Here is a 26,853-nt window from a genome sequence, read left to right on the forward strand (position 1 = left end):
TGGTGCGGCAAGCGCCACTTTGGGTTGCAATCGGAGCATGGCGAGGAGACTTGGTCCGCTGCTGCGCTCATGCGCCAGGGTCGGCCTCACCGCGGTGATCGCCGCTGGGCTCATCGCGGCCGGGTTCCCGGCGCGGGCCGCGCCGGAGTTCCTGGACGAGGACCAGCTCTCCATCCCCCTGGAGCGCCTGCCCACCGGCACGTGGCCGGTCGTCGTGGTCAATCCGGGGCCGGCCGTCGATGTCGAGGTGCGTGTCGCGGGGCGGCTCGCCGACGCCATCGCGGTCAAGGGCGCCACCAGGGCTCGCGTTCCGGCCGGGGGCGTGGCGACGTTCACCGTGGTACGCGGCACGCGCCCGCACGCCGGCACAGGTCAGCTGGTTCTCATCTCGGCGGACGGCGTGGACCGGTTACGGGTGGCGGTCACGGCGCAGTCGTCCCTCCTGGAGCGTTTCCCGTTCCTGCCGTATGCCGGCGGCTTCCTGCTGCTCGTGGCCTTCGTGGCGGCACCGCTCACGTGGCGGCGTCACCGGCGCGCCCAGTCCCAGCCCCATGAACAGCCCCAGCCCCAAGAGCAGCCCCAGGAGCAGGAGGAGGCGGAGCCGGCGGAGGCGGAGATCGGCGGGGAGGGTGTGGCGCCGTCGCCGGCCGCCCGCGTGCCCGCCGCCTCGGAAGGCTTCACGCACAGCGACGAGCCCGTACGGGACGACGAGCTCAACCGCGCGGCCTACGTCCGCCAGCTCGCCAGGCTGGCCCGCGAGGCGACGCCGCCCATGGTGATCGGCGTGTTCGGCGAGTGGGGCACCGGCAAGACCTCGATGTTGCTGCAACTGCGCGAGCAGCTCGAAGAGCTCGACAAGCAGGCGGAGGAGCTTGGTGAGGACGCCAAGTGCGCCTTCGTCTGGTTCGACCCCTGGCGGCACCAGCACGAGGACAACCCGGTGCTGCCGCTGCTGCACGCCATCGTCAACGACCTCGGCCTGCGGAACAGGGAGAACGTACGCCAGACGCTGCGGACGATCTCCGATGTGCTCGGCTCGCTCGTGCTGTCGGCCACGCTCAGGGTCAGCCTGCCCGACGTGCGCCAGTCGATCGAGGACTACGACGGCCAGCACTTCCGCATCCGTTCCGAGCGCACGCGGCTGGACGAGTACCTCGGCTCCCTCATCGACGCCGCGCTGGCCGCGAAGGGCAGGGAGCGCCTGGTCGTGTTCGTCGACGATCTCGACCGCTGTGATGCCGACCGGATCACCGGCCTGCTGGAGTCGCTGAAGCTGCACTTCAACCGGCGCAACTGCGTGTTCGTGCTGGGTGTGGCCAAGGGCCCGCTGATCGCGGCCGTACGGGAAAAGTACGGGGACGAGCCGGTCGGCGACTACCTGGATAAGATCATCCAGTTTCCCTTTGAGATGCCACGGATGTCCGAGGCGGACTTCAAGCGCTACCTGGACCGCCTGCTCGCGGGCAAGGAGATCGAGCCGGCGAGCGGGATGTTGAAGTGCGCGCTGCCGCGCAACCCGCGTTCGATCAAGCGCTTCGTCAACGTCCTCATCCTCCAGGACCGCGTCGCCAGGGAGGCGCGGGACCGCGCTGGGGACGACGGGCAGGAGCGGCACGGCCGCGTCACCACGGGGACGTCCCACGGCCGCTACGACGTCTCGATCCTGGCGGCGGTGCTGCTGCTGCGGGACCGGGCGCCGGAGACGTACGCGCGGCTCACCGAGGAGCCGGCGCTGCTGCGCCGGCTGGCCGGGTCGGCGGAGCAACCGGCGGACGCGACGGTCGCCGGCATCGCGGGCGAGCTGCGCGGCCTCGGGGAACGGGTGCCGCACGACGCGGGCTCCTACATCGACCTGGTACGCGACTCGCCGCAGCCGAGCGACGTGATGGCCGCGGAGTCGCAGGACGACGGGCGGTCATCGGTCGCGCCCTGGATCAGCAGGCAGGAGGAGCTGCCGCTGCGGGGCCCGCTGGACGACCTGGCCGGGCTCGTACGCGAGCGACTGGACCGCAGGGTCGGCGACGACGGCGCGCTGATCGACCCGGTGGTGCGCTTCGGCGGCGAGGCCGAGCCGCGCGCCCGGGGGCTGGACGAGATCCTCGGCTCGCGGACCGGCAAACTGCTGCTGACCGGCGCGGCGGGGACGGGCAAGAGCGTCCTGGCGGCCAGGCTGGCGCGCCGCCTGTCGGAGCGGCGGGACGGTCGCGTGCCGGTGTTCCTGCCGTTCGCGGCGCTGAAGCCCGAGCACACCGCCCACGTGCCGCCGCCACGAGCCGGGCAGCCTGCGACGGCCGGGCACTCCACCTACGAACGGGCGCTCACGCACGCGCTGGCGGCCGAGTACGGGCTGTCGCTCGCGGACGCCAACGCCATGCTGGTACGGCGGCGGCTCATTCTGGTGCTCGACGGGCTGGAGGCGCTGAACCTCAGCACCCGCGCGGACTTCCTGGCGTGGGCGGAGCACACCGAGCACGACGTGATCATGACCGGCAGGGTCGGCTCGGCGCCGGGGTTCGAGGCGGTGGAGGTGGTCGGGGTGGTCGCGGCCGAGGCGATCGCGCGGCTGGAGACGCTGCTCGCCACCCGTCGGGTCGATCCAGGCCGCCTGCTCGGGCTGACCCCCGAGCTGCTGGGCTCGCCCGCGCTGTTGGCGCTGCTCACCGGGGCGCCGGAGTGGATCGACGAGCTGCCGCCGGAGCCGGTCCGGTTCGTGCCCTGGTACGGCGAGCGGGCGCTGGCGGCGACGGCGGTGCCCGGGGTCGAGGCCGGGATGGTCGCCGAGGGGCTGTGTGAGATCGCCGCCGAGATGACCAGGCGGCGGACGGAGACGTTCCTGGGCGACGACCCGGACGTCAGGGCGACGCTGCGGCGCGCGGGCGTCCGGCCGATGGACGTGTCACCGCTGCTCCAGGCTGCGGTCGGGGCGGGGTTGCTGCGGCAGTGTGAGCCGCACGTCTTCCACTTCGTGCACCGGCAGGTGCGCGAGCACCTGGCGGGACGGTGCTGAAGGCGGCCTTCCCCGGACTCTCCAGAGGACGTTGAACGGAGCCGAGCGACGCTGAACGAAGGTGCGGGGCGGACGGCCGGAGTGGGGCGGTGCTGGATGAAGGGGTGGGCGGCCGGAGCGGGGCGGCGTTGACCCGGTCCGGTGCCGGTGCGCGCGGGACGGGAGAGACCCGCTCAGACCAGGCCCAGTGCCAGCATGGCGTCCGCCACCCGGCGGAAGCCGTCGATGTTGGCGCCGGCCACGTAGTTGCCGGGCATGCCGTACTCGTCGGCCGTCTGCAGGCAGCGCCCGTGGATGTCGCGCATGATCTCCTGAAGGCGGTGCTCGGAGAACTCGAACGTCCACGAGTCGCGGCTGGCGTTCTGCTGCATCTCCAGCGCGCTGGTCGCGACCCCGCCCGCGTTGGCCGCCTTGCCCGGCCCGAAGGCGACGCCCGCCTCCAGGAACACCTTGATGCCCTCCGGCGTGGTCGGCATGTTGGCGCCCTCGCCGACCGCGAGGCAGCCGTTGTCCACCATGAACGCGGCGTCGCGGCCGGTGATCTCGTTCTGCGTGGCGGACGGCATCGCCACCTCGCAGGGCACCTCCCACACGCTGCGATCCGGGCCGAAGGTGACGTGCTCGCCCCGGCGGGCGGCGTAGGTGTCCAGGCGGCCGCGTTCGTGCTGCTTGATCCGCTTGAGCAGATCCAGGTCGATGCCCTTCTCGTCGAGCACGTAGCCGGAGGAGTCGGAGCAGGCCACCACGACGCCGCCGAGCTGCTCGACCTTCTCGATCGTGTAGATCGCCACGTTGCCGGAGCCGGACACCACGGTCCGCCGGCCGTCGAATGACGTGCCGCGCGCCTTGAGCATCTCCTCCACGAAGAAGGCGCATCCGTAGCCGGTGGCCTCGGTCCGCACCTGCGCGCCGCCGTACGCGAGTCCCTTGCCGGTGATCACCCCGGACTCGTAGCGGTTCGTGATGCGCTTGTACTGGCCGAACAGGTAGCCGATCTCCCGCCCGCCGACGCCGACGTCACCCGCGGGCACGTCGGTGTACTCACCGATGTGCCGGTAGAGCTCCGTCATGAAGCTCTGGCAGAAGGCCATCACCTCGCGGTCGGAACGGCCCTTGGGATCGAAGTCCGAGCCCCCCTTGCCGCCGCCGATGGGCAGGCCCGTCAGGCCGTTCTTGAAGATCTGCTCGAAGCCGAGGAACTTGACGATGCCCAGGTAGACCGACGGGTGGAAGCGCAGCCCGCCCTTGTAAGGGCCGAGCGCGCTGTTGAACTCGACCCGGAAGCCCCGGTTGATCTGCACCTCGCCGCGGTCGTCCATCCAGGGCACCCGGAAGATGATCTGCCGTTCCGGCTCGCAGATGCGCTCGATGATCTTCGATTCGGCGTACTCGGGGTGCTTGCCGAGAGCCGGGCCGACGCTTTCGAGCACCTCGCGGACCGCCTGGTGGAACTCGGCCTCTCCAGGGTTGCGGCGCAGGACGTTGTCGTAGATCGACGACAGCTTTTCGTGCAAGGTGCTCTCCCCACTGGCTTGGTGCAATGGCCCTCACTTTACGGTTTTGCATGTTGTGAGAAGTACGCGCCCCGGTCTGGCCGATCAGTCAGCCGTCCCCGCCGGCGCCGGAGGTTCGTCGGTTACCCGCGTACGGGACGCGTTTCCGGCCGGATCTGGAGGGCACCCACCTCGCATAGGGCGCGATCTGCTGAAGGGAGCGGCGGGCGGCCTCGCCGATCCTGCCGCCGAGCCGGTCGGACGCCCGTGACGGCGATGGAGCTGGGCGATGGAGCTGTCGGACTGGGAACGCCGCGTTCTGGGCGAGATCGAACAGGATCTCCGCCGTGAGGACCATGCGTTCGTCCGCCGCGTCGAGTCGTTCGACGCCTCCTGCCGCAGGAAGGAGAGGCGGCGCTCCGGCCGGGGCGAGGTGTGGTGCGTCCTGCTGGTGGTCATCGTGCTGGCCACGCTGCCGATCCTGCTGGTCCTGCTGGCCGGCCACGCCGGCGCCCCCGCGGTGCCTCCCGTGCCCGCGCCCGGCCTCACCTGGGGAATCGTCGGCCCGCCGATGTGACGTCCGACGCTTTGGAACGCCGGGGTTCAGGGACGGGCCTTGGCCAGGGCGCGCAGCTCATGTTGCCGGCGTTGCCGGAACAGCTTGCCCAGGTCGCGCAGCCGCCGTTCGTCGGTCGTGCGGGCCAGCAGCGGCAGGAGCGTGCTCTCCTCCTCCTGTACGTGACGATCGACCGTGAGCGCCAGGAGGGCGTGGACGCCGGCGAACTCCGCACTGCCGGGCTCGGCCCGCCGCAGCGCGTCCAGCAGCACCTCCGCCTCCTTGTGCTGCTCCAGGCCGTGATGGGCGTCGAGCAGGGGATAGACCACGTCTTCCTCGGCGCGGGCGTGGGCGGTGATCAGGGCGTGCAGCGCGCCCACGATGGCCCGCCGGTCGCCCTTGCCGGTGTTCAGCCTGGCGAACAGCTCCTCCACCTTGCGGTGGTCGGCCAGGATGAACGTGATGACGTCGTCAGCCATGGCCGCCCGCTACCCCGTTCACCCAGCGGCAAGCGCGGCCCTCATGGCGTCGGCGGACGACGTCGCGCGGCGGCGGCAGGGCCTCACATCCGCCGTCAGGGAAAAGTGAGCAGGCGATTGAGACGATCGGCCGGGGGTACGTGAGGGGACTCAGCGCACCGAGCGGTGCGCGTGCACCAGCGAGGAACCCTCATGAGACTGGATCTCAGCGTCAGCATGTCCGCCGGCGCCCCCGTCGTCTCCATCGGTGGAGAGGTCGATCTGCTCGTCTCCGACGATCTGTACGAATTTCTCGCCACGGTGATCAGCCAGCGCGGCCCCCGGCTGAGCGTGGACCTGCGGCGGGTGACCTTCATGGACTCCAGCGGCGCCTCCGCCCTCCTGTCCGCCCGCCGGTTGGCCCGCGCGCTCGGCGGGAACCTCACCCTGATCGGCCCCAGCGCACCGGCGGCACTGGTGCTGCGGACCGTCCTCCCCGACCAGCCCCTTGGCTCGGCCGACCAGGATCTCGGACCGTCCGATCAGGCTCTCGGAGCGGAGCCTTCCGGTGCGACCGGCTCGGGGTGATTTCGGGCGCCGCCGCTGGGTAGCACCAGGGGTCGCACGCAGGTTACCGACGGTGAGGAGCGGGCCGATGAGGCAGCCGGGCACATCCCTTGCGAGGTCGGCGCTGGCCGCCACCTTCGGCACGGCGGCGCGCCTGCGGCACGGACGGCCGCTGCACCCGGCCGGGCTCGTGCTGGACGCGCATATGCGGCTGCACGGCGCCCCGCGCCCGTGGGGGACTCCGTTCCTCGACCAGGCGATGGAGCTGCGTGGGGTCGCCCGCCTGTCCCGCTCCGTCGGGGTGCCCGCGCCGCTGCCCGACATCCTCGGCATCGCGCTCCGCTGGGAGCAGCAGGACGGCACCGTCGCCGACCTGCTGCTGGCCAGCACCGGCCGTAACCGGATCGGCCGGCGGGTGCTCCGGCCCGCGGGGCGGTGGACGGGGATGTACTCCAGCCTGTTCCCGTACCAGGTGGGGGAGCGGCGGTTGTTGCTGGGCGCGTTGCTGCACACGCCCGTGTCGCTGCCCGCCACGTTCGACGCGCTCGCGCTGGCCGCCGAGTTCGGCCCGGTCGTGCTCGAACTGCTGGTCGCCGCGCCCACGGGGCCGTGGCGGCTGTTCGGCCAGGTGCACCTTTCCGCGCCGGCGCGGCCTGACGCGGAGCGCCCGATGCGGTTCGACCCGATCAGGCATCCCATCCAGGGGCTGCGGCCGGCGGGCTGGCTGAACGAGATCCGCGGCGCCGCCTACACGGCCGCCCAGCGCGTGCCCGATGTGCCGGAGAAGACCGTACTCCACGCGGGCGCGGCGCCCCACGAGCCCGTCGCGGTCACCGGCTCAGCTCACCGTGCCGAGCCGGTGACCGCGTCGAGCCGACGGCCCAGGTGATCGCGGGGGACCAGGCGGCTCACGTGATCGTGCGGAGCCAGGCGGTTCAGGTGACCAGGCCGTTGCGGTAGGCGTACACCACCGCCTGTACGCGGTCGCGCAGGTCGAGCTTGGTCAGGATGCGCGACACGTACGTCTTGACCGTCTCCTGGCTGATCACCAGCGTCGCGGCGATCTCGCTGTTGGACTGGCCGTCGGCGATGAGCCGGAGCACCTCCAGCTCGCGCGGCGTGAGCGCCACGTTGTCCGGTGTGTCCTCCGTGGGACGGATCCGTGAGGCGTACCTGCCGACGAGCTTTCTGGTCACCTCGGGCGCCAGCAGCGCGGCGCCCGTCGCGACGGTGCGGATGCCGTGCAGCAACTGCGCCGGCGGGGCGTCCTTGAGCAGGAAGCCGCTGGCGCCCGCGCGCAGCGCCTCGTAGACGTACTCGTCCAGGTTGAACGTCGTCACCACGAGCACCTTGACGGGGTCGGCCACCCCGGCGCCGGCCAGCAGGCGGGTCGCCTCGATGCCGTCGAGCACCGGCATGCGCACGTCCATGACCACCATGTCGGGCTTGAGACGCCGGGCGAGCTCGACCGCGGCGCGCCCGTCGCCGCACTCGCCGACCACCTCAAGGTCGGGCTGCGCGTCGATGATCGTCGCCAGCCCGGTGCGGATCAGCGTCTGGTCGTCGCAGATCAGGACCCTGATGGGCGCGGTCACGACCGGCTCCCCACCGGGACGTGGGCCCGTACCAGGAAGCCGCCGCCCGCCTGCTCGTTCGCGCTGAACTCGCCGCCCAGGGCGTCGACCCGGTCGCGCAGCCCGGCCAGACCGCGCCCGCTCCCGCCCGGCGAGCCGGCTCGCGAGCCGGAACCATCGGTGCTGACCTCCACGCTGATCTCCTTCTCGCCGTAGCGCACGCGGACCACAGTAGGGGCGCCAAGGGCGTATTTGAGGGCATTCGTCAGAGACTCCTGGACGACCCGGTAGGTGACGAACTCCGCGCTGCCGGCCGGATCGGCGGCCTCGCCCTCCTCGGTGAACTCGACCGGCTGCCCGGCTTGGCGGGTCTGCTCCACGAGGGCGTGCAGGTCGCCGGCCGTCGAGGACTCCCTGGGTTCGGTGTGGTGGCCGGGGTCGAGCAGGTCGAGCATGTGGCGCAGGTCGGTGATGGCCCGCCGGCCGGTGTCGGTGACGGCGCTGAGGGTCGCGTCGAGGCGGTCGGGCGCGGCGGTCAGGTAGCGGGCGGCCTCGGTCTGCACGACCATCGCGGTCACGTGGTGGGTCACGACGTCGTGCAGTTCGCGGGCGATGCGGGTGCGTTCGGCGGTACGGGTGGCCTCGGCGACGTGGCGGCGGCGTTCGGCCTCGGCGGCCCTGGTGCTGCGCAGCCAGGAGCCGACGCCCCACGCGAGCACCAGCAGGAAGTAGAAGATCACGTACCCTTCCAGCCGCTCCGTCGAGCCGAGCTGGTTGAGCGCGATCGCCAGCGGCACGTAGGCCACCGAGAGCAGGACGGCGGCGACGCGCCGGCCACGTTCGAGATGGGCGCCCGCGCTGATGAGCGCGATCGGCAGCGCGATGCTGGTGAACGTGTGGTAGGCGCGGATCTCGTCAATGGCGAAGCCGACCGTCACCAGGACGAGGCACACGGCCGGCCACCGCCGCCGCACCGCGAGCGGGAGGCACTGCAGGGCGATCACCACGTACGCCAGCGCGTCGATTGGACGGACCGGCAGGTCACCGACCTGCGTCCCCTTGCCGTGCAGCACGGGAACCAGCGCGGCGGCGCCGAGCAGCAGCGCGAAGGAAAGGTCGCGGAGCACGACGTCAGACCGCTGCCACAGGTCGGCTAGCCGCCGGAATACGATCACCGCACGAGCGTAGCGGCCGGGCAGGACCGGCGACCACCGCGGCGAGGGACCGAGCTCACGACCCTGCCACCGGTGCGGAGTGGCCGCCGCGGCGGCCACGAGTTGCTGCAACAGCCGCATGACGACTCCCTTGTGCTGATCCCTCGCCCCGGCCGCGGCATGAGCGCCGCGGTCTCGTCGAGAACGGTAGGAAATCGCCGCTCGCGAATCGTCACCGCGCGGTGGACATTCCGCGGTAGCTCGCACGGGGGATGGCTCCGCCGACTTAGGGGCCGAGTTAGGGGCCGAGTCAGGGGCCGAGTTAGAGGCGCGGCTTCCTGGAAAGGAGAAGTCCCTGGTCAGCGCGCGACAGGGGGACGAGCGCCGATGGGGGAGACGAGATGAGCCGTACAACTGCAGGGAAGACGGTGGCGATCATGGCCACGCTGACCGTGGCGGTCGCGACACATCCGGCCGCGGCGCACGCGCGCAGCCCACTACCCTGTCCGCCGGGCTCCACCAAGCCGACGGTGGTCCTGGTGCACGGCGCGTGGGCGGACACGTCGAGCTGGGGCGGAGAGGTGGACGCCCTGCGCAAGGCCGGCTACACCGCGCGCGCCATCGGAAACCCGCTGCGCAACCTCGACGACGACGCCGCCACCGTCGCGGCCTTCCTGAAGACCGTCTCAGGGCCGGTCGTCCTCGTGGGGCACTCCTACGGCGGCTCCGTCATCACGAACGCCGCCGCGAACGCCACCAACGTCAAGGCCTTGGTGTACGTGGACGCGGCCGTACCGGACAAGGGCGAGACCACCGCGCAGCTCAGCGGGTCGGGCTCCGCGCTCGGCGCCGCCCCCGACACCCTGTACGACAAGGTGTCCTACGCGAACGCGCCCGTGGGAGCCAGCGACCTGTACCTCAAGCGGGAGCCCTTCCTCCGCTCGTTCGCCTCGGACCTGCCCAGGGACACCGCCGAGCGCCTGTGGGCCACGCAGCGGGCCGCCTCGACGAACGCGTTCCATACGCCGTCACGGGCGGCGGCGTGGAAGAAGATCCCGTCCTGGTACTTCGCCAGCACCGGCGACCGGATCATCACGATCGAGTCGCAGCTGTCGATGGCGAAGCGGGCCGGCTCGAAGGTGACCAAGTTCGCCGGGGGGTCGCATCTGACGCTGGTCTCGCATCCGGAGGCGGTCGCGTCCGTGATCGGCTCGGCGGTCTGCTCGGTGAAAGGGGAGTAGCCGGTGAGGGCGGCGTAACCGCGAGCCGGCCGCCGTGCGCCCGCCGCCGTCAGCGTCGGAGTGCCGTCAGCGCCGGCCGCCGTCAGTGTCTGTTGCTATGCGCCTGCCCGGACTGCCGTTGGCGTCGGGCCGCCTCCGGCCAGCCGGTCCAGCAGCTCGCGCAGCAGGGCGTGCTCGCCGGCGGACAGCCCGGACGGGTCCTCGTCCACGAGGGCGAGCAGGGTCAGCGCCGCGCCGGCCCGCGTCGCGGGGACCGCCGCCCCGCCATGGGCGGGCCGTCCGGCGGCGGGCTGGAGTACGGCGGCCAGCGCCGCCTCGCGGACGCGGTCGGACAGCCCCATGTCACGCTCGCCCACGGGCTGGGTGATCAGGCTCAGGGTGACGCCGACGTTCGCGGCCAGAATCTGCTCGGCCGCGTCGCCGACGGGGACCGTGAGCAGTCCTTGACGGGCGGCCACGGTCAGCAGGTCGCGCAGCATGGCGTGCGCGGGCGCGGTGACGGCGCAGGGCTTGCCGGGCTCGGCGCGCCCGTAGAGCAGCGCGTAGAAGGCGGGGTGTTCCAGCCCGAACGCGACATGCCGGTCCCAGCCGTGACGGAGGTCGTCCAGCGGGTCGCCCGTGGGGTCGGCCGGCTGGACGTACTGGGTGAAACCGTGGTTGATCACCGCGTCGATCAGGCCCTGCTTGCTGCCGAAGTGGTGGTACAGGGTGGGCGCCTGAACGCCGGCACGCTCGCACACGGCGCGCGTCGACAGCGTGCCGTCGCCGGAGCCTTCGAGCAGTTCGGCGGCGGCAAGCAGCAGCCGGTCGCGGGCCTCGCCGCTCTGACCTCGGGTTCTCATGTCGCTATAGTATCTCGTATATCGCTACATTGATCTGTGTAGCGAATGTAGCAAGGGGGAGACTCATGAAGACCTGGTTCATCACCGGCGGCACGCCCGGCGGTTTCGGCATGGCCTACGCCGACGCGGCGCTGGAAGGCGGGGGTCGCGTCGTGCTGACCACGCGCCGCCCGGAGGAACTGCGCGGGTGGGCGGCTCCGTACGGCGACAGGGTGTTCGTCCTGCCGCTCGACGTCACCGACACCAAGCAGGTCGAGGCCGCCGTGGCCGAGGTCGAGAGCCGGTACGGAGCCATCGACGTGCTGGTCAACAACGCCGGTCGCGGCTGGTTCGGCTCCGTCGAGGGCATGGACGAAACCGCGCTGCGTTACGAGATCGAGCTGAACTTCTTCTCCGTGCTCGCCGTGACCAGGGCTGTGCTGCCCGGCATGCGCCGGCGGCGGAGCGGCTGGATCGTCAACATGTCCTCGGTCGCCGGCCTGGTCGGGATCCAGGGCTTCGGCTTCTACAGCGCGGCCAAGTTCGCCCTCGAAGGGATGACCGAGGTGCTGCGCCAGGAGGTGGCGCCGTTCGGGATCAAGGTGCTCGCCGTGGAGCCGGCGGCCTTCCGCACCCGGGCGTACGCCGGCTTCGCCGCCGAGTCGGTCGACGACGACCTGCCGGAGTACCGGCCGATGCTGGCTGAGGTGCGGGCCGCCATGGTCGCGCAGGACGGCCGGCAGCCCGGCGATCCCGTACGTGGCGTCCGGGCGGTGCTGGCCGCGATGAACCAGGACGACCCGCCGCGGCGGCTCGTGCTCGGGAGCGAGGGGTACGACACCGTGGTCGGGCAACTGGAGGCGATGCTCAGCGAGCTGCGCGGGCAGGAGGCGGTCGCGCGGGGCGCGGACTTCCCGCCCGGTCAGTGAAGGAGAACGTCAGAGAGAGGAGCGCCTGAAAGGGGCCGTCCTGTTAGGACCTCATCCCCCTTTCGGCCTGCGCCGCCTCAGAGCCACCCAGGAAGCTGGGGCGCCGGCCCGCCGCCCGGCCCGGTGACACCGTGCGCCGGGCGGCCGGAGAGATAGGCGGCCAGGCCGGCGAGGGTGCCGGTGACCTCAATGGGGGCGTCCGAGTTCGCGATCGTCCACGTTCCGATGTGATCGGTGGCCGTGAGGGTCAGTGCCGGGCCGCCGAGGCCGGAACGGCTGCCGGAGATGTCGTCGATCAGCGCGATGAGGAACCCGGCCGGGAGATCGTCGAACGTCACCCCGGCGTCGAGGTCCACGGCGTGCACCATGAACTCGCGTGCGCGCATCCAGGGGACCTCGCTCGCGGGGATGGCCTGGCCCCGGGAGGTGCGGACCTCACGGCTCCACTGCCGCTCGTCCAGCTCGGCCAGCCGCGCCTCAAGGGTGCCCGACGCCCGGACGGCCCAGGCCCGCAGCTCGGCCGCCGGCAACTTCGCGCCCGCGTCGATGTCGGCGTCGCGCTGCTCGCGGGAGGCGTACATCGGCCGCTCCTCGCCCGTACGCGCCCAGTACGCCAGGTTGAGCAGCGCGTCGGCGTTGGCGGCCACGTGGGCCAGCAGGTGCTTGCCGCTCCAGCCGTCCAGCGCCGACGGCCCGTCCAGCCGCTCGTCCGGCATCGCGGCCAGGGCGTCGAAGAAGATCCTTGTGCCCTCGGCCAGCCAGCGCATGCTGTCGGCGAGGGTGCGCTTCGTACCCGTCACAGGATCACTTCCGAACGGCCGGTCTCGGCGTGGATCGACACATCGCCTCCAATGGTGGGGGTCGAGGCATCGTATCGCCGCCTGATCGGGCGCCGGCGCGGCGGCCCGGCGGCCCGGCGGCCCGGCGGTTCGTGCCGGCCGATGACGTACTGGTACTCCTTACTGCCGGTCCATGACGATGACCGGAGCCAGCAGACAACGTACGCCGGACCACAGGTCGTGCGTTGCGACGACGCCGGCGCAGACGTTGGCGTGTGAGCGTGCGGCCGCGGTGGCTTGGCCGGAGGCGACGGTGACGGCCAGGAACAGCGCCGCGGCGAGGAGCAGGCCCGCTACCAGCGCGGTGGCGCGGATGAGGCCGTGGGCGGATGGCGGCATGGGCGCTCCTTCGGCGTGAGCGATCGTGCTCCGTGGGCGATCGTTTTCATGCGTGTGCGGTGGGCGGCATCACGACTGTCGGTGAGGGGCGGGGGTGCGTCAAGGGAGGGCGGCTCAGCTGTGCTGGTAGAAGCCGGGCGGGTCAGAAGAAGCCGAGGCGCGGAGCCGTGACGTCGATGGTGTCCTTGACCAGCGCCAGCGCCGCCCCCAGCGGGCTCGACCGTCCGCCGCTCACGACCACGTCCCCGGCCTCCTGGCAGCCGAACACGACCGCCTTCTCCGGCCCGGAGAGCGCATACAGGGGGTCACCCGGCTCCGTCTCCTCCAGCCGTACCTCGACAAGCAGCGGCTGGTCGGCGCGGGCGCTCGCCACGGCGCGCAGCCGGCGGCCCCTGGAGAGCGCGGCCGGCGCGGTGACCGCGCAGGACTGGTCCACCGGCTGCGCCTCCACCCGCACCGACGCCGGGTCCCAGCCCCAGGCCAGCGCCGCCAGCAGCCGTACCTTCGTGGCGGAGTCGGCGCCGGACAGGTCGGCGGTGGGGTCCGCCTCCGCGATGCCGCGCCGTTGCGCCTCGCGGATCGCGTCCGGCAGCGGGTCGCCCGCGGCGAGGCGGTCGAGGACGTACGTGACGGTGCCGTTCGGGCAGGCCCTGATCGTCGCGCAGCCCAGGCCGCGCAGCGCCGTCCTGGCCAGGTCACCGGCCGGCAGGGCGGCCCCGGTCGCGCCGGAGATCCGGATCATGGCGTCATGTGTGCGGGCCGCCTCGCCGAGCTCCCGCCAGTGGGTGAGCAGGTGGCTCTTCGTGGCCGTGACCACGTGCACACCACGGCGCAGCGCGAGCAGGGCCTCGTCGGCGGCCTGCCGCCGCACTTCGGGCGAGGACGGCACGGCTTGGACGAGCACGCGGGCCCCCGTCCGGTCGAGCGTCTCCTCCAGCGGGCCGAGCGGGCTCCACTCCGCGCGCGGCGGCACCGGCTCGCCTGGCTGGAGCAGGCACTGCGCCGTGCTCGCGCGGACGGCGCGGACGACCGGCCGCACGCCGTGCCGCAGGGCGAGGTCGTCGGCGTGCTCCGCCAGGTGCCCGGCGAAGGCCCGGCCGACGGGACCGAAGCCCGAGAGCACCACCTCGGCCTGACTCACTTCACTCATGATTCCCCCAGAAGTCACGTGTCACCTCGTCCAGGCCGTACGGACGCGCAGGGCCTGCACGTTGGCCAGCTCGTGGACCCCCCACCGGCCGAGCTCGCGCCCGTACCCGCTGGCCTTGACGCCGCCGGTGGGCAGGCGCGGATCGGTCGCCGAGATCGTGTTCACGAAGACGGCACCGGCCTGGATCCCGGCGCCCACGGCCGCGGCGTGATCCTCGTCGGAGCTCCACACGCTGCTGCTCAAGCCGTAGCGGGAGGCGTTCGCGAGGGCGATCAGCTCGTCGTCGTCCGCGCCGGTCGTGAGCGCCCCGAGCGGACCGAACGTCTCCTCCGACAGCAGCACCGAGGGCCCGTCCACCTCGACCACCGACGGCGCGAACCACGCGCCCCGGCCGGATTCGGGCGCGTCGGCCCGCGCGATCAGCCGGCCGCCCGCCGCCAGGGCCTGGGCCTGCTGCTCGCGCAGCGTGTCGCGCAGGTCGTGCCGGGCGAGCGGCCCGACGTCGGTCTTCTCGTCCGCCGGGTCGCCGACCCGCAGCTCGTGGACGTGCGGGATCAGCGCGTCCACGAACGCGTCCCGAACGTCGCGGTGCACAAGGATCCGCTTGGCGGCGATGCAGCTCTGCCCGTTGTTCAGGAACCGGGACCGCGCCGCGGCGGCGGCAGCGGCGGGCACGTCGGCGTCGGCCAGGACCACGAACGGGTCGGATCCGCCCAGCTCCAGCACGCACTTCTTGAGCGCGGCGCCGGCCCGCGCGGCGACGAGCGCGCCCACGCGGTCGCTGCCGGTGAAGGTGACGGCGGCGACCCGGGGGTCCCCGATGATGTCCGAGGCGGTCGGCGCGTCCACGACGACGGTCCGCAGGACGTTCGCGCCGAACGCCGCGCGGAACACCTGCTCGATCGCCAGGGCGTTCCCGGTGACGGACTCGGCGTGCTTGAGCACGACGGTGTCACCGGTCGCGACGGCGGGCAGCATGGCCCGGATGACCTGCCACCACGGGTAGTTCCACGGCAGGATGGCGAAGACCACCCCGATCGGTACGATCCGCACGATCCCGGTGTCGCCGTCGAGGTCGAACGTCTCCGGCCGCAGCATCGAGGGCAGCTCGCGGGCGTAGTAGCGGCAGGCCGCGACGCACTTGTCGATCTCGGCCCGCGCCTGCGCGATCGGCTTGCCCATCTCCTGGGTGATCAGCGCGGCGAACGGCTTGCGCCCCTCCGCCAGCAGGTCGCCGAGCCGGCCGATCGCCGCGACGCGCTCCTCCGGGCGCGACCGCGCCCAGAGCGAGCGCGCGGCGGCGTCGAGCACCCGGTCCACGCCTTCGGGAGTCGTGTACGGGTAGAAGCCCAGCTCGTCCCCCGAAGCAGGATTTATCGTGACAATGCCTGCCTCGGTCACGTGTCGGCCCCAGAGACGGCGTGGACCTCGCGCAACCAGCGGGTGAACCGGCCGGTGATCGTGACCGGGTCGATCAGCAGCTTCGCGATCCCCTGGGCGTTGCCCTCCTCGATGCGGGCGTACAGGAAGGCCGGCCCGTCCACGGCGAGCAGCTCACCGAACGCGGCCCGCAGCCCGTCGGCGGTGCCGGCCCTGCGCGTGGTCCAGCCGGCGGCGGCGGCCAGCCGTTCGAGGTCGATCCTGGAGGAGTAGGTCGGCAGCGCTCCCGTCGATCCGTACACGCCGTTGTCGAGCAGCACGAGGAGCAGGTTCGGCGGCGCGAGGTAGCCGCCCGTGGGGAGCACGTTCGGGTTCATGAGCAGCGAGCCGTCGCCCTCGATGCCGACGACCTTCGGCGCGGACGGGTCCACACTGAGCGCCAGCCCGGTCGCCACCGAGCCCACCAGGCCCATCGCGTCGAGCAGGTAGAGGTGGTTGTCGCGGTCTTGCACGGAGGCCAGCTCGCGGCTGGTCGCCGCGCAGGTGACGACGACGGGGTGGCGGTCCGTCAGGCCGGCGAGCACGCCGAGCGCTTCGATCCGCTTCATCAGGCGACCTTTCCGTCGGTGTTCCAGAAGGACCCGAGGACGACCACGGGCCGGTACGTCATGACCGCGTGCACCCCGGCCTCCCGTACGGTGTCGTGCCAGTCCTCGGGCCCGCTCCTGCGGTCCAGCTCGATGACGGGCAGCCCGACGGCGCGCAGCACGGCCGGCATGGGCCGGCTGATGGAGTGGATCATCGAGTTGTACTCGCCGAGACTGCCGCGCGTGTTGGCGAAGATCAGCAACGGCAGATGGTACGACAGCGTGAACGTGGTGAGCGCCGTGAGCGCGTTGCCGAAGCCGTTGTCCTGCATCACCACGGCGCCGAGCCGGCCGGTGAAGGCCACCGCGCCCATCACGCCGATCGCCTCCTCCTCCCGCGACAGCGGGGTGACGCGCGGCGAGGTGCCGTCCGCGCCGCCGTCGGACGCGATCAACGAGGTGACGATCGGCGCCACGGTCACGGACGGGATGTACCCGACCCGCGCGGTGCCGGCCGCCCAGATGCCGTCGGAGACGGCCTCCGCATAGGTCATGTGCGGTGACTCCTTTCCAGAACGTTCTGTCAGACGGGGAAGGCGAGGGCGCGGAAGAGCACGGCGGGGTCGATGTTGCCGCCGGAGAGCACGGCCACCGCCCGGCCGTACCTGGCGGGGTCGGCCAGGTGGGCGGCGACGCCGAGGGCGCCGCTGGGCTCCACGACGAGACGGGAGCGCCGGGTCAGGGCCGTCACCGCGGCGAGGATCTCGTCCTCGCCCACGGTGACGATGTCGTCGACCGTCGCCCGCATGATCGGGAAGTTGAGCTCGCCCACGACCGTGGTCCGCGTCCCGTCGGCGATCGTGCGGGCGGTCGAGCGGGCCTCCCACTCGACCCGGTGCCCCCGGGCGAGCGAGGCGCGGGCGTCGGCGGCCAGCTCGGGTTCCACACCGATCACCCGGGTGCGCGGGGACAGCGCCGCGACGGCGATCCCCACTCCCGAGATCAGCCCGCCGCCGCCGACCGGGACGAGCAGGGTGTCGATGTCGTCCAGGTCTTCGAGCACTTCGAGGGCGAGCGTGCCCTGGCCGGCGATGACGTCGGCGTGGTCGTAGGGCGGGATCAGGGTCATGCCGCGCTCGGCCCGTACGGTGTCGGCGACGCGTTCGCGCCGGGCGGCCGGGGCCATGACGACCTCGGCGCCCAGCTCCCTGGTCGCCTCCACCTTGACCGCCGTCGCCCCGTCCGGCATGACGATCACCGCGGGGATGCCCGCCGCGCGGGCGGCCCAGGCGACCGCCTGGCCGTGGTTGCCGCTCGAATGCGTGACGACGCCACGGGCGCGGACGCCGGGACGCAGCCGCCCGATCGCGTTCACCGCCCCGCGCAGCTTGAACGCCCCGACCGGCTGGAGACTCTCGGCCTTCAGCCAGAGCTCTCCCGGCGCCCACGAAGCGGGCAGCAGCGGCGTCCGTACGACGTCGCCGGCGATCCTGGCGCGGGCCGCGACGATGTCGCCGGCCGTCACCGCGAGGCCGGGCGCGCCAGGGGACACGGTCCGCATGTCAGTCACCTTCCCGCACCGCGATGGCGTCCAGCTCGACCCGGGCGCGGTAGGGCAGCTCGGCCACAGCGATGCAAGTGCGGGCCGGCCGGGGCTCGGGCAGCGTCTCCTGGTAGACCGCGTCCATGGCGTTGCGGTCGTCCATCGTGGTCAGATAGACGGTGATCTTCACGACGTGGCGGAACTCCAGCCCCGCCGAGGCCAGCTTGGCCCGCAGGTTCGCCAGCGCCTGCCGCGTCTCGGCCGCGACGCCTCCCACCACCACCCGGCCGTCGGCGACGCCGAGCTGACCGGAGAGGAAGACGAGCCCGGTCCCGGTCTCGCGTACGGGACTGTACGGATGCCGCGCCTGCGCGGGGCTCGCCGGTGCGTGGTCGGTCATGACATTCCTCTCAGACCTGGCTCACGGGGACGTCCGTGACGACGTGGCCGCGCATCCGGCGCAGCAGGAACGTCACGGGCACGGCGGCGAGCACGAACGCGCAGCCCGCGACCGCGATGTAGGAGTGCACGCCGAGTGAGGAGTTGACCGTCTCGCCGGCCACGACGACGTCCGTCGCCCCGAGGATCGCCGATCCGACGAAGCTCATGGTCACCGAGCCGATCGCGACCATGACCATCACCATGCTGGAGACGGTGCCCTGCCGCTCGGGCGGGGCCAGGATGGAGGCCAGGTTGAACCCCGAGGTGACCAGCGAGCCCGCCGTGAGGCTCAGCATGAACGAGCAGATCACGGCGATCGGCAGGTTCGCCGCGCCGACGGTGAACATCGCGACGGAGGCGATCGTCCCGAGGGTCAGACCGGCGGCGAGGGGCCAGGCCGGTCCCACGCGGGTGGCGATCGCGCCCGCCAGGATGCCGCCGAGCATGATCCCGATCGACGGGATGCCGAACATCAGGCCGAGCGCCGCCGGCCCCGCGATCCCGTAGCCGAGGCCCTCGTCGGGTGAGACGTCGATCAGCAGGCTGAACAGCGCGAGCAGGCTCCGGTACGCACCCGTCCCCATGACCACCACGAGCAGGCCGAGCCCGAGCACCGCGGAGAGGCCGCGGATGTCGATCACCGGCTCGGGGACGCGGCTCAGCACGAAGTACCAGACGAGCAGCGCCACCACGCCCAGCACGAGCGCGGCGATCGGGGCGAGCCCCAGCCAGCCGAACTCCTGCCCGAGGCTGATGTAGACGAGCACGCCCGCCAGCCCGCCGCCGAGGACGAGCGCGCCAGCGACGTCCACCTTGCCCGGCGTCGTGATCCGCGAGTTCGGGATCACCAGGCGCACGAACAGCGCGGCCACGGCCGCGAACACCGCCGAGACGACGAACACGAACTGCCAGCCGAAGACCTCCGTCGCGACCTCCAGCACGAACGGCTGCACGATCCCGAACGCGGCCGAGCCCGAGGTGACGACGCCGGTCACGATCATGGCGAACTTGGGCGCGCAGACGTCCCTGATGATCGCGACGGTGAGGAACAGAGCGGCGACGGCGGCGCCCTGGAGGGCCCGGCCGAGGACGAAGATCCCGATGTTCGGCGCCATCAGGCACACGAGCCCGCCGAGCCCGGCGACGACGAGCGTGATCACGAGGACCTTGCGCTTGCCGTGGATGTCGGCGGTCTTGCCGAGCAGCGGCGCCCACATGGCGCCCGCCAGCATCGCGCTGGAGTCGAGCCAGGCGAACTGCGTGGTGTCGAAGGCGTCGCGCAACTGCGGCAGGACGAAGGTGGGGGAGGCGAGCACGGTGTCGACCATGACGTTCACCAGGACGAGGACCGCGACGTAGCCGATGACCCGGCCGGTCCAGCCGGTGTGCAGATCGGCCGGCGGCCTTACCGCTGTGGTGTCGGAGCTCATGTCTGGCACGAGCCGCTCCTTTCTGGCAGCGTGAGTTTACGGACGACGCCCTGCTGGGCGACCAGGACGACGTGCTCGGGCGCCGACAGCAGGCCGATGTCGCGCAGCGGATCCCCTGCGCACAGGACGAGGTCGGCGGCGTAACCGGCGCGCAGCGTCCCGAGCGTGTCCTCGACGCCGAGCAGCCGGGCGCTGTTCGAGGTCGCGGCCCTGATCGCGGCCATCGGCGACATCCCCAGCTCGACCAGGCACGACAGCTCGAAGAGGTTGCCGCCGTGCGGCGAGATCCCTGAGTCCGTGCCGGCCGCGATGTCGACCCCGCGCGCGATGGCCGCGGCGATGTTCTCCATGGTCCGCTCGTTCCAGCGCAGCTTCTTCTGGTAGCGCCACGGCGTGGTCTTGCGCGGGTCCAGCGGCTGGAAGACGGTCGACAGCGTCGGCACGAGGAAGGCTCCCCGCTCGCCGAGCAGGTCGCAGCCCTCGTCGTCGATGCCGAAGCCGTGCTCGACCGAGCGGACACCGCCGCGGATCGCGGCGAGGATGCCGGCCCGCCCCTGCGCGTGCGCGGCGACCGGGCGGTCGCGGTGGCGGCGCGCCTCGTCCACGACCGCGGCGATCTCCTCGTCGAGCAGGTCCTGGTCGTCAGGGTCGTCGTGCGCGCTGCTGATGCCGCCGCTGGTGCAGATCTTGATCAGGTCGGCGCCGGCCCGCAGCATCCGCCGCGCGGCCTTGCGCACGCCGGGCACGTCGTCGGCGATCTCGCAGTAGTCGAGGTCGAGGTTCCTGCCGCCGGGCAGGGTGCCGTCGGCGTGGCCGCCGGTGTGGCTGATCACGCCGACCGAGGTCTGCAGGCGGGGGCCGGGGACGAGCCCCGCCGCGACGGCGTCGCGGAACCCGGCGGGCAGCCCGCCCAGGTCGCGGGCCGAGGTGACGCCGGCGTCGAGCGTGCGCTTCATGCGTTCGGTCGTCTGGAGGACGCCCAGGACGGGGTCCGTCAGGAGTGCGGCCTCCACGAGCGACCGGTCGGACGGGACGCCCAGGTGGGTGTGGCAGTCGAACAGCCCGGGAAGGAGTGTTCCCCCCTGGCCGTCGATCGTCCTGACGCCCGCGCGGGGCTCGGGCGCCCCTGCCGCCGGGCCGGCGTAGGTGATCCGGCCGTCGTCGCCCGACTCCAGTACGGCGTCGTCCACGGCCCGCTCGCCGGCCCCGTCGATGAGCCGTACGTTGTGCACCCGCAACGCGGCTCCGTCGTTCGATCCCACTCGTCGCCCTGTCCTCGTTCGCCGGCTGTTGACGAGCGACACGCTAAGGTGATCGCATGCTTCGGCCGCCGAATCGCTGGAAATCTGCTCTCTGTGGCTGATCAGTGCAGGAAAGCTGATGTGATGCTCTCTTCGACGTTCGACGAGCTCGACGTCGCCATCGTCGACGCCGTACGGTCGGCGCCGCGCGCGAGCTGGCGCGACCTCGGGGAGGTCCTCGGGGTCGATCCGGCCACCGTGGGCCGCCGCTGGGCCCGGATGGAGTCAGAAGGCGCCGCCTGGGTCGCCGCCCATCCCTCGGGCGGCGCGACCCCCGCGTGCGCGCTGGTGGAGGTCGACTGCGCGCCGGGGCGGCTGGCCGAGGTCGCCCGCGCGCTCGCCGAGGACACCTACGCGGCCACCGTCAAGGTGACCAGCGGCGCCAGGGACGTGCTTGTGCTGGCCCAGGCGCCCGGCCTGGACGAACTGTCCAGCTACCTCCTCGACCTCGTGGCGCGGATCCCGGGCATCTCCAGGATCCGCAGCCACGTGGTCACCCGGTCCACCCTGGAGGCCAGCCGCTGGCGCGAGGGCGCGCTCAACCCCGAGCAGCGGCGCCGCCTCGGCTCCGACACGGGGCGCGGGTCAGGCGGCGCGGGCCCGCTGGACGACGTCGATCTGCGCATCCTGCGCGCGCTGCACACCGACGGGCGGATGTCGTTCGAACGGCTGGCCGAGCACGCGGGCATCGGCCCGGTGCCGGTGCGGCGGCGGCTGACCCGTATGCAGCAGGCGGGGCTCGTTACCTTCCGCTGCGACATCTCCCGCCATCTGTCCGGCCGGTCGGTCTCCGCGGTCTACTTTGGCTCGCTGGACGTCCAGGACCTGAGCGCCGCAGAAGAACGCATCCGCTCGCTGCCGGGGGTGCGTGCCTCCACGTTCGTCGCCGGGCCGTTCAACGTGATCGTGGACGCGTCGCTGCGATCGACCGCCGAGGTGCACGATCTGGAGTGGCTGATGAGCCAGGAAGTGCCGGCGCTGCGCATCCAGGACCGGTCACTGGTGCTGAGCATGACCAAGCTGCTCGGCCGCATCCTGGACGCCGAGGGACGATCGGTGCGCGCGGTGCCGCTCATCCCCTCATGAGGGGCCGGGGCGGCGGTAGGCGCGCAGGAACGCGTCCACCCCGTCGGCGATCACCGTCACGATCTCCGCTTCATCCTTCGAATCCTGGGTATCCAGCGTGTCCAGCGCAAGGCCGATCGTCAGAGCCGTGAAGTGGCGTGCCGCGAGGCGGGGATCGGCGGCCATGAGCTCACCGCCGGCCGTCAGCGCGGCGAAGCGCTCTTCCAGCATCCGCTCGGGACGCTCGCGCACGGCCCCCGCCAGCCGGGGGACCGCCCAGTGCTGCGAGGTCAGGCGGCGGAAGGTCACGTAGTCGGACGACGGCACGGTCTGCGTGACGACCCGCCGGCCGAACGCGGTCAACGCCTCGCGCAGGTCGCGGCCCGGCGTCAGCTCCTCCTCGATCGCGGACTGAACGGCGCCCACCAGCGCGTCGTTGACCCGTTCGAGCACCTTGAGGAAGATCGTCGCCTTCTCGCCGAAGTGGTCGTAGACGGTGCGTTTAGAGACCTGCGCGCGGGCCGCGATGGCGTCCACGCTCGCCCGTTCGTATCCCTCGGCGATGAACAGCGCCTCGGCCGCGTCCAGGATCGCCGCCTTCTTGCCCTCCGACCGGCGGCGACGCCCGGGAGTCTGCACCGCCGCGATTGCCCTCGACATGGGCCAAGCCTAGGCCACCTCCGCCCGCCCGGCTTCTAAAAGCACACTAGCTAGTGTACTTTTGGCGGTCCGGGACGGCGAGCGCGTCGGCGTGTTCTCCGCGGCACCCCGTCCGAGCTCGGCGGACATCCACCACCAGGAGGCAGTCACATGGCATTCGACCCGGCCGACCACTGGAAGGGATATCTCCCCCCGCCCACGTTCGAGGAGTACTCCGCCCGGTACGCGGACTTCTTCCGGATGCGGCGCGAGGACGGCATCATCGAGGTCCGCCTGCACACGGACGACGGCCCGTACGTGCACACCCACGCCGCGCACAACGTGTGGCCGCGCGTGTGGCAGGAGGTCGGCAACGACCCCGAGAACCACGTCCTGATCATCACGGGCACCGGCGACAGGTGGATGTCCGGCAGCCCGAAGGGCCTCAACCCCAAGCCCGCCTCCGACCTGGAGCCCGACCACATACACAGGCGGATGATGGACGGCTGGAAGCTCATCGAGAGCTTCATCGGCAACATCGACATCCCGACCATCGCGGCCGTCAACGGGCCCGGTGTGCACACCGAGTTCGCGATGATGAGCGACGTCACGTTCGCGACGCCGGACGCCGACTTCATGGACCCGCACTTCTGGCTGGGCTCCCCGCCCGGGGACGGCCAGTTCATGGCGCTCCAGGCGCTCATCGGCCCCAAGCGGGCCGCGTACTACGTCTACGCCGCCAAATCCATCCCGGCCGACAAGGCGCTCGAATGGGGCATCGTCAGCGACGTGCTGCCGCGCGAGCAGTTGCTCGATCGTGCGTGGGAGCTGGCCCGGTTCATCATGAAGCGCCCTCGCTACACGCGGTGGGCGGCGCACAACATCATCTCCAGGCACTGGAAGAAGACTGTGAGCGAGGACTTCGGCTTCCACATGGCGCACCAGATGCTGGCCAACGTGGCGAGCAAGTCCCTGGTGCCCGACCCCGAGCTGCTAGCCGACTCCGAGGCGCGCAAGCTGTTTTGACCCGGCTCGGCGGGCTTCGGCCGGAGGAGCGCGAACGATGATCGAACGGCACGAACACCTCGGCCGGCTCCTCACGGACGCCGCCACCCGACTCGGCCCCGGGCCGCCCTGGCTGGTGCTGGGCGTCGTACCGCTGGGCCGGCCGCCGGCGGGATCCGGCCTGGCGGCAGGGGCCGGTCTCGCGGACGGTGACGCGTTGCGGCGGTGGGTCCGGCGGCACGTCGACGCGTGGCCGGCGCCGATCGGGATCGCCTCAGAACCGCCGGAGCCCCATCCGGACAGGGCCGTCTTCACACCACCCGGCCGGCCCGCCGGCACGTACTACTGCGAGCTGCACGCGGACGGCTCCGCGCTCGGCGCGCTCCAGGTGGGAACGCTCAGGGCGAGTCCCACCGACGGCGGGGAGGTGTGGGCGATCGGCGAGGGGGCGCTGGCGTGGATCACGATCGCGCTGCTCCGCCTCCTGACGTCCTACGCCACCCGCGCCGACGAGACCGGCTCGGGGGAGGGTGTCGTCGAAGCCGTGGTCATCCCCGCCACCGGCGACGGTCGTGTGGTGCCGATGGAGGTGTGGAACCACGACGGCGGGACGTACGGCCGGGCGGGAGTGCGCCGGCCGGCCGCGGCCGGCACCGCCCGCCGCACCGTCGGCCTGGCGGCGTGCTCGTCTCCCGCCCTGACGGCGACGGCGCGACCGCTCATCCTCGACCTGCTGCGCCGGTTCGGGCTGTCGGAGTCCCGCCACATCGACCCGGCCGGCGTCCTGCGGCGCAGGCACTTCACCGGCCACGACGAGCTGATCCACACCTGGGCCGACGCGATCGGCGTCCCGTCGGAGCCCTGATCGCGTCCCGCCGTTCGTCCCTGATCAGGGATAGGATCCCATATATGAGAAGCCTTCAGCGGCAGGCGCCCGGAAGCAGTGGGCCCGACCGTCCAAGCGATCCATCTCCCAGCGATGTCGATGCTCGCCTGGCCGGTCGGCTCGCCGAGTTGCGGACCGAGCGCGGCTGGTCGCTGGACGACCTCGCCGGCCGGACGGGCGTGAGCCGTTCCACCCTGTCCCGGCTGGAGCGGGCGGAGATCAGCCCGACGGCGGCGCTGCTGGGCAAGCTGTGCGCGGCCTACGGCCGGACGATGTCGCACCTCCTGGCCGAGGTGGAGGCGGAGCCGCCGCAACTGGTGCGTTCCGCCCGGCAACTGGTGTGGCGGGACGGGGAGTCGGGCTTCACCAGGCGCTCGGTGTCCCCGCCGCACCCCGGGCTCAAGGGCGAGCTCCTCGAAGGCCACCTCCTGCCGGGCGCCGACATCCCCTATGACAAGCCACCCGTCCCCGGCCAGGAGGAACACATCTGGATCTTGGAAGGCGCGCTGGAGTTCACCGTGAACGGCGTCGTGCACGAGCTCCAGACGGGTGACTGCCTGCGGTTCCGACTGTGGGGACCGTCTCACTTTCACAATCCGGGCCCCGGCCCGGTCCGCTACGCCGTGATGATCGTTCTGCCGTGACCGGACACTTCAGAGACGAGGACGTCATGACAGATCCCGAGACGATCATCCGCCCCGCGACCACGGAGGATCTCAAGGACGTGGCGGAGATCTACGCCCACTACGTCACCCACACCGTGATCACCTTCGACCAGACCCCGCCGCGCCTCGCCGACTGGCAGCAGCGCCTTGCCGACCTCACCGCCCGCAGGCTGCCGTTCCTGGTCGCCGAGCACTCGGGCGACGTGGCCGGCTACGCCTACGCCGGTCAGTGGCGCCCCAAGCCGGCCTACCGCTACACGGTGGAGAACTCGATCTACCTGGCTCCCGGCCTGACCGGCAGAGGACTGGGCGGCGCCCTGCTCGGCCCCCTGATCGGCGAGTGCGCGACGGCGGGCTTCCGCCGCATGATCGCCGTCATCGCCGACACCGGGAACCCGGCCTCGGTCACCCTGCACGAACGATTCGGCTTCACCCACGCGGGCCGGCTGATCGACGTCGGTCACAAGCACGGCCGCTCGATCGACACCATCCTCATGCAACGAGCTCTCACCGCCGGCTGAGCCGCGCGCGAGTCAGAGCTGTCTCGTCATGAACACACTGTGCACATCAGGCCGATAGTCCGCGAAGGGCTCGCAGTACGCGAAGCCGAACCTCTCGTACAACCTCCTCGCGGGAAGGAAGAACTCGGTCGAGCCGGTCTCCAGGCTCAACCGGGTGAACCCCATGGCCTTGGCCTCGGTGAGGATGTGCTCCATGAGCAGGGACGCGATCCCCGTACGCTTGCGGTCGGCGGCGGTGCGCATCGACTTCAACTCGGCGTGCGCCGCGTTCAGCCTCTTGACCGCCCCGCACCCGACCACCGCCTCGCCGTCCAGCGCCGACCAGAACGTGACCTCGGGCCTGCGCAACGCGTCGAGATCGAGCGCGTGCACACTCTCCTCGGGCGTGGTGGCCCGCATCTCCCGCATGTGCTCACGGAGAAACGCGGCGATCCGCTCCCCGGACAGGTCGTCCACGACGATCCTCACCTGATTTCCCACATTTGAGACTCTATCCCACATTCGGGATATCGACTGTGGTGCCAGTGCGTAGTCGTCGATCTATGCCTTTCCCATCCTTGGACCATCGATGAGCCAGCCCGGCGGGTGTCGTCTCCATGAACGCCGACGACAACAGCTACCTTTCCACGCAGATCAGAGGTTCGCCGAAAGCCCGGAGCAGCACATGAACAAGATCGGGAAATGCGCCGCAGTTCTCGCCATGACCGTGAGTGGCGCCCTCGTCGCCGGCGGCGGATCGCCGGCACTGGCAGACCCCCACCCCGTCTTCGATGCCATCGACGACATCGTGCCGGACGCGGGTTTCCTGCCGAACCTGAGCAAGGCGGCTTCGATGCTGTGCACTCCCGGGGCGCGGAACTTCAACGTCAAGAGCGACGGAGGCCGGATACCCATCCGTCGCATCGACAACTGCGCACTGGGCGCGCAGCAGAATTCGGCGCCCCCGCCGGACGGCGGCCCCCGCTCCGAGACGGTGGTGGAGATGCAAGATTGCGCGGCCGGCGACCGGATGTGTGCAGCCACGGCGAGGTGTCCAAGGGGGAGAAGCGCGACCGACGGCGGTTTCCGCCTCATTCCCGGCGGATCCGGAGGGTGGACCGCGACGGAGAACCACGCCGTCAACGACGACGCCGGATCCGGATGGTTCGTCGAAGTCACCGACATCCCGGACGACCTGGTATTCCTTCAGGTGTACGCCGTCTGCGCCTACGCGACCCCATGACCACATCCCTCAGGGGTGGGAGGAACGGGCGAACTCGGCG

29 protein-coding genes are annotated in these 26,853 nt (G+C 71.8%); 12 read left to right on the forward strand and 17 right to left on the reverse strand.

All coding sequences use genetic code 11. The annotated features are described in order from the left end of the window. Nucleotides 1-37 precede the first annotated feature (37 nt). The gene (locus AB0C28_RS17855; protein WP_358075661.1) at nucleotides 38-3,007 is read left to right on the forward strand and encodes a P-loop NTPase fold protein; all 2,970 of its coding nucleotides are present in this window, start codon (nucleotides 38-40) and stop codon (nucleotides 3,005-3,007) included. 173 nt (nucleotides 3,008-3,180) lie between these two features. Here the strand turns inward: AB0C28_RS17855 and gdhA are convergent, their stop codons facing one another. Then, nucleotides 3,181-4,521, reverse strand: coding sequence for an NADP-specific glutamate dehydrogenase (gdhA, locus tag AB0C28_RS17860; RefSeq protein ID WP_358075664.1), 1,341 nt, complete (start codon nucleotides 4,519-4,521; stop codon nucleotides 3,181-3,183). 268 nt (nucleotides 4,522-4,789) lie between these two features. Here gdhA and AB0C28_RS17865 point away from each other — a divergent pair, with 268 nt between their 5' ends. Beyond that, complete coding sequence (locus AB0C28_RS17865) at nucleotides 4,790-5,077, forward strand: DUF3040 domain-containing protein (RefSeq protein WP_358075667.1); 288 nt, start codon at nucleotides 4,790-4,792, stop codon at nucleotides 5,075-5,077. A gap of 26 nt (nucleotides 5,078-5,103) precedes the next feature. Here AB0C28_RS17865 and AB0C28_RS17870 read toward each other — a convergent pair whose 3' ends face one another. Beyond that, nucleotides 5,104-5,535, reverse strand: a complete 432-nt coding sequence (locus AB0C28_RS17870) for a hemerythrin domain-containing protein (RefSeq protein WP_357863152.1) — start codon at nucleotides 5,533-5,535, stop codon at nucleotides 5,104-5,106. A 192-nt stretch (nucleotides 5,536-5,727) separates the two neighbouring features. On the opposite strand from AB0C28_RS17870, the gene AB0C28_RS17875 reads away from it, so the two are divergent. Further along, on the forward strand, nucleotides 5,728-6,102 hold the full coding sequence (locus tag AB0C28_RS17875; RefSeq protein ID WP_357863149.1) for an STAS domain-containing protein: 375 nt from the start codon (nucleotides 5,728-5,730) through the stop codon (nucleotides 6,100-6,102). A gap of 67 nt (nucleotides 6,103-6,169) precedes the next feature. Continuing rightward, complete coding sequence (locus tag AB0C28_RS17880; protein WP_358075670.1) at nucleotides 6,170-6,970, forward strand: hypothetical protein; 801 nt, start codon at nucleotides 6,170-6,172, stop codon at nucleotides 6,968-6,970. A gap of 46 nt (nucleotides 6,971-7,016) precedes the next feature. On the opposite strand, the gene AB0C28_RS17885 is transcribed toward AB0C28_RS17880, so the two are convergent. Beyond that, complete coding sequence (locus tag AB0C28_RS17885; protein WP_357863143.1) at nucleotides 7,017-7,676, reverse strand: response regulator transcription factor; 660 nt, start codon at nucleotides 7,674-7,676, stop codon at nucleotides 7,017-7,019. Further along, complete coding sequence (locus tag AB0C28_RS17890) at nucleotides 7,673-8,830, reverse strand: histidine kinase (protein WP_357863181.1); 1,158 nt, start codon at nucleotides 8,828-8,830, stop codon at nucleotides 7,673-7,675. The genes AB0C28_RS17885 and AB0C28_RS17890 overlap by 4 nt, the downstream gene beginning before the upstream one ends. 380 nt (nucleotides 8,831-9,210) lie before the next feature. Here AB0C28_RS17890 and AB0C28_RS17895 point away from each other — a divergent pair, with 380 nt between their 5' ends. Continuing rightward, nucleotides 9,211-10,050 (forward strand): alpha/beta hydrolase, encoded by an 840-nt coding sequence (locus tag AB0C28_RS17895; protein WP_358075673.1) that lies wholly within the window; start codon nucleotides 9,211-9,213, stop codon nucleotides 10,048-10,050. A gap of 95 nt (nucleotides 10,051-10,145) precedes the next feature. Here AB0C28_RS17895 and AB0C28_RS17900 read toward each other — a convergent pair whose 3' ends face one another. Beyond that, nucleotides 10,146-10,892, reverse strand: coding sequence for a TetR/AcrR family transcriptional regulator (locus tag AB0C28_RS17900; RefSeq protein ID WP_358075676.1), 747 nt, complete (start codon nucleotides 10,890-10,892; stop codon nucleotides 10,146-10,148). A 65-nt stretch (nucleotides 10,893-10,957) separates the two neighbouring features. Between AB0C28_RS17900 and AB0C28_RS17905 the strand changes: the two genes are divergently transcribed. Beyond that, the gene (locus AB0C28_RS17905; protein ID WP_358075679.1) at nucleotides 10,958-11,800 is read left to right on the forward strand and encodes an SDR family NAD(P)-dependent oxidoreductase; all 843 of its coding nucleotides are present in this window, start codon (nucleotides 10,958-10,960) and stop codon (nucleotides 11,798-11,800) included. A gap of 77 nt (nucleotides 11,801-11,877) precedes the next feature. Here the strand turns inward: AB0C28_RS17905 and AB0C28_RS17910 are convergent, their stop codons facing one another. The 10 genes from AB0C28_RS17910 to AB0C28_RS17955 form a co-directional block, all read right to left on the reverse strand. Next, on the reverse strand, nucleotides 11,878-12,600 hold the full coding sequence (locus tag AB0C28_RS17910; protein WP_357863132.1) for a maleylpyruvate isomerase family mycothiol-dependent enzyme: 723 nt from the start codon (nucleotides 12,598-12,600) through the stop codon (nucleotides 11,878-11,880). A 159-nt stretch (nucleotides 12,601-12,759) separates the two neighbouring features. Further along, nucleotides 12,760-12,978, reverse strand: coding sequence for a hypothetical protein (locus tag AB0C28_RS17915; RefSeq protein ID WP_357863130.1), 219 nt, complete (start codon nucleotides 12,976-12,978; stop codon nucleotides 12,760-12,762). Nucleotides 12,979-13,120: 142 nt separating this feature from the next. Next, nucleotides 13,121-14,128, reverse strand: a complete 1,008-nt coding sequence (locus AB0C28_RS17920; RefSeq protein WP_358075682.1) for a hypothetical protein — start codon at nucleotides 14,126-14,128, stop codon at nucleotides 13,121-13,123. 21 nt (nucleotides 14,129-14,149) lie between these two features. Next, nucleotides 14,150-15,529 carry an aldehyde dehydrogenase family protein gene (locus AB0C28_RS17925; RefSeq protein ID WP_358075685.1) on the reverse strand — a complete coding sequence of 460 codons (1,380 nt, stop codon included), beginning with the start codon at nucleotides 15,527-15,529 and terminating at the stop codon, nucleotides 14,150-14,152. Continuing rightward, entirely contained in the window at nucleotides 15,526-16,116 is a 591-nt protein-coding gene (locus tag AB0C28_RS17930) for a thiamine pyrophosphate-dependent enzyme (RefSeq protein WP_357863121.1), read from the reverse strand. The genes AB0C28_RS17925 and AB0C28_RS17930 overlap by 4 nt, the downstream gene beginning before the upstream one ends. Next, nucleotides 16,116-16,649 carry a hypothetical protein gene (locus AB0C28_RS17935; protein WP_358075688.1) on the reverse strand — a complete coding sequence of 178 codons (534 nt, stop codon included), beginning with the start codon at nucleotides 16,647-16,649 and terminating at the stop codon, nucleotides 16,116-16,118. The genes AB0C28_RS17930 and AB0C28_RS17935 overlap by 1 nt, the downstream gene beginning before the upstream one ends. Nucleotides 16,650-16,678: 29 nt before the next feature. Next, entirely contained in the window at nucleotides 16,679-17,656 is a 978-nt protein-coding gene (locus AB0C28_RS17940) for a threonine/serine dehydratase (protein WP_358075691.1), read from the reverse strand. A 1-nt stretch (nucleotide 17,657) separates the two neighbouring features. Continuing rightward, complete coding sequence (locus tag AB0C28_RS17945; protein WP_358075694.1) at nucleotides 17,658-18,038, reverse strand: RidA family protein; 381 nt, start codon at nucleotides 18,036-18,038, stop codon at nucleotides 17,658-17,660. 10 nt (nucleotides 18,039-18,048) lie between these two features. Then, entirely contained in the window at nucleotides 18,049-19,509 is a 1,461-nt protein-coding gene (locus tag AB0C28_RS17950; protein ID WP_358076481.1) for an MFS transporter, read from the reverse strand. After that, nucleotides 19,506-20,771, reverse strand: coding sequence for an amidohydrolase family protein (locus tag AB0C28_RS17955; protein ID WP_358075696.1), 1,266 nt, complete (start codon nucleotides 20,769-20,771; stop codon nucleotides 19,506-19,508). The genes AB0C28_RS17950 and AB0C28_RS17955 overlap by 4 nt, the downstream gene beginning before the upstream one ends. Before the next feature lie 123 nt (nucleotides 20,772-20,894). On the opposite strand from AB0C28_RS17955, the gene AB0C28_RS17960 reads away from it, so the two are divergent. Next, nucleotides 20,895-21,896: an AsnC family transcriptional regulator gene (locus AB0C28_RS17960; protein WP_358075698.1), complete on the forward strand. Its 1,002-nt coding sequence runs from the start codon at nucleotides 20,895-20,897 to the stop codon at nucleotides 21,894-21,896. Here the strand turns inward: AB0C28_RS17960 and AB0C28_RS17965 are convergent. Next, nucleotides 21,891-22,535 carry a TetR/AcrR family transcriptional regulator gene (locus AB0C28_RS17965; protein WP_357863104.1) on the reverse strand — a complete coding sequence of 215 codons (645 nt, stop codon included), beginning with the start codon at nucleotides 22,533-22,535 and terminating at the stop codon, nucleotides 21,891-21,893. The genes AB0C28_RS17960 and AB0C28_RS17965 overlap by 6 nt on opposite strands. Nucleotides 22,536-22,685: 150 nt before the next feature. Between AB0C28_RS17965 and AB0C28_RS17970 the strand changes: the two genes are divergently transcribed. Genes AB0C28_RS17970 through AB0C28_RS17985 form a run of 4 tightly spaced genes read left to right on the forward strand, consistent with a single transcriptional unit; the run spans nucleotide 22,686 to nucleotide 25,591 of the window. Next, the gene (locus AB0C28_RS17970) at nucleotides 22,686-23,540 is read left to right on the forward strand and encodes an enoyl-CoA hydratase/isomerase family protein (protein ID WP_358075700.1); all 855 of its coding nucleotides are present in this window, start codon (nucleotides 22,686-22,688) and stop codon (nucleotides 23,538-23,540) included. Between the two features lie 37 nt (nucleotides 23,541-23,577). Continuing rightward, complete coding sequence (locus tag AB0C28_RS17975; RefSeq protein ID WP_358075703.1) at nucleotides 23,578-24,384, forward strand: hypothetical protein; 807 nt, start codon at nucleotides 23,578-23,580, stop codon at nucleotides 24,382-24,384. A 44-nt stretch (nucleotides 24,385-24,428) separates the two neighbouring features. After that, on the forward strand, nucleotides 24,429-25,049 hold the full coding sequence (locus AB0C28_RS17980) for a helix-turn-helix domain-containing protein (protein WP_357863096.1): 621 nt from the start codon (nucleotides 24,429-24,431) through the stop codon (nucleotides 25,047-25,049). A 26-nt stretch (nucleotides 25,050-25,075) separates the two neighbouring features. Beyond that, complete coding sequence (locus AB0C28_RS17985; protein WP_358075706.1) at nucleotides 25,076-25,591, forward strand: N-acetyltransferase family protein; 516 nt, start codon at nucleotides 25,076-25,078, stop codon at nucleotides 25,589-25,591. Between the two features lie 12 nt (nucleotides 25,592-25,603). Here the strand turns inward: AB0C28_RS17985 and AB0C28_RS17990 are convergent, their stop codons facing one another. After that, nucleotides 25,604-26,071 carry a GNAT family N-acetyltransferase gene (locus AB0C28_RS17990; RefSeq protein WP_357863091.1) on the reverse strand — a complete coding sequence of 156 codons (468 nt, stop codon included), beginning with the start codon at nucleotides 26,069-26,071 and terminating at the stop codon, nucleotides 25,604-25,606. A gap of 184 nt (nucleotides 26,072-26,255) precedes the next feature. On the opposite strand from AB0C28_RS17990, the gene AB0C28_RS17995 reads away from it, so the two are divergent. Beyond that, nucleotides 26,256-26,813 carry a hypothetical protein gene (locus AB0C28_RS17995; RefSeq protein WP_358075709.1) on the forward strand — a complete coding sequence of 186 codons (558 nt, stop codon included), beginning with the start codon at nucleotides 26,256-26,258 and terminating at the stop codon, nucleotides 26,811-26,813. Nucleotides 26,814-26,853 lie beyond the last annotated feature (40 nt).

It is taken from the genome of Nonomuraea sp. NPDC048892, from assembly GCF_040649735.1.
In the GTDB taxonomy this organism is placed as follows: Bacteria; Actinomycetota; Actinomycetes; order Streptosporangiales; family Streptosporangiaceae; genus Nonomuraea; species Nonomuraea maheshkhaliensis.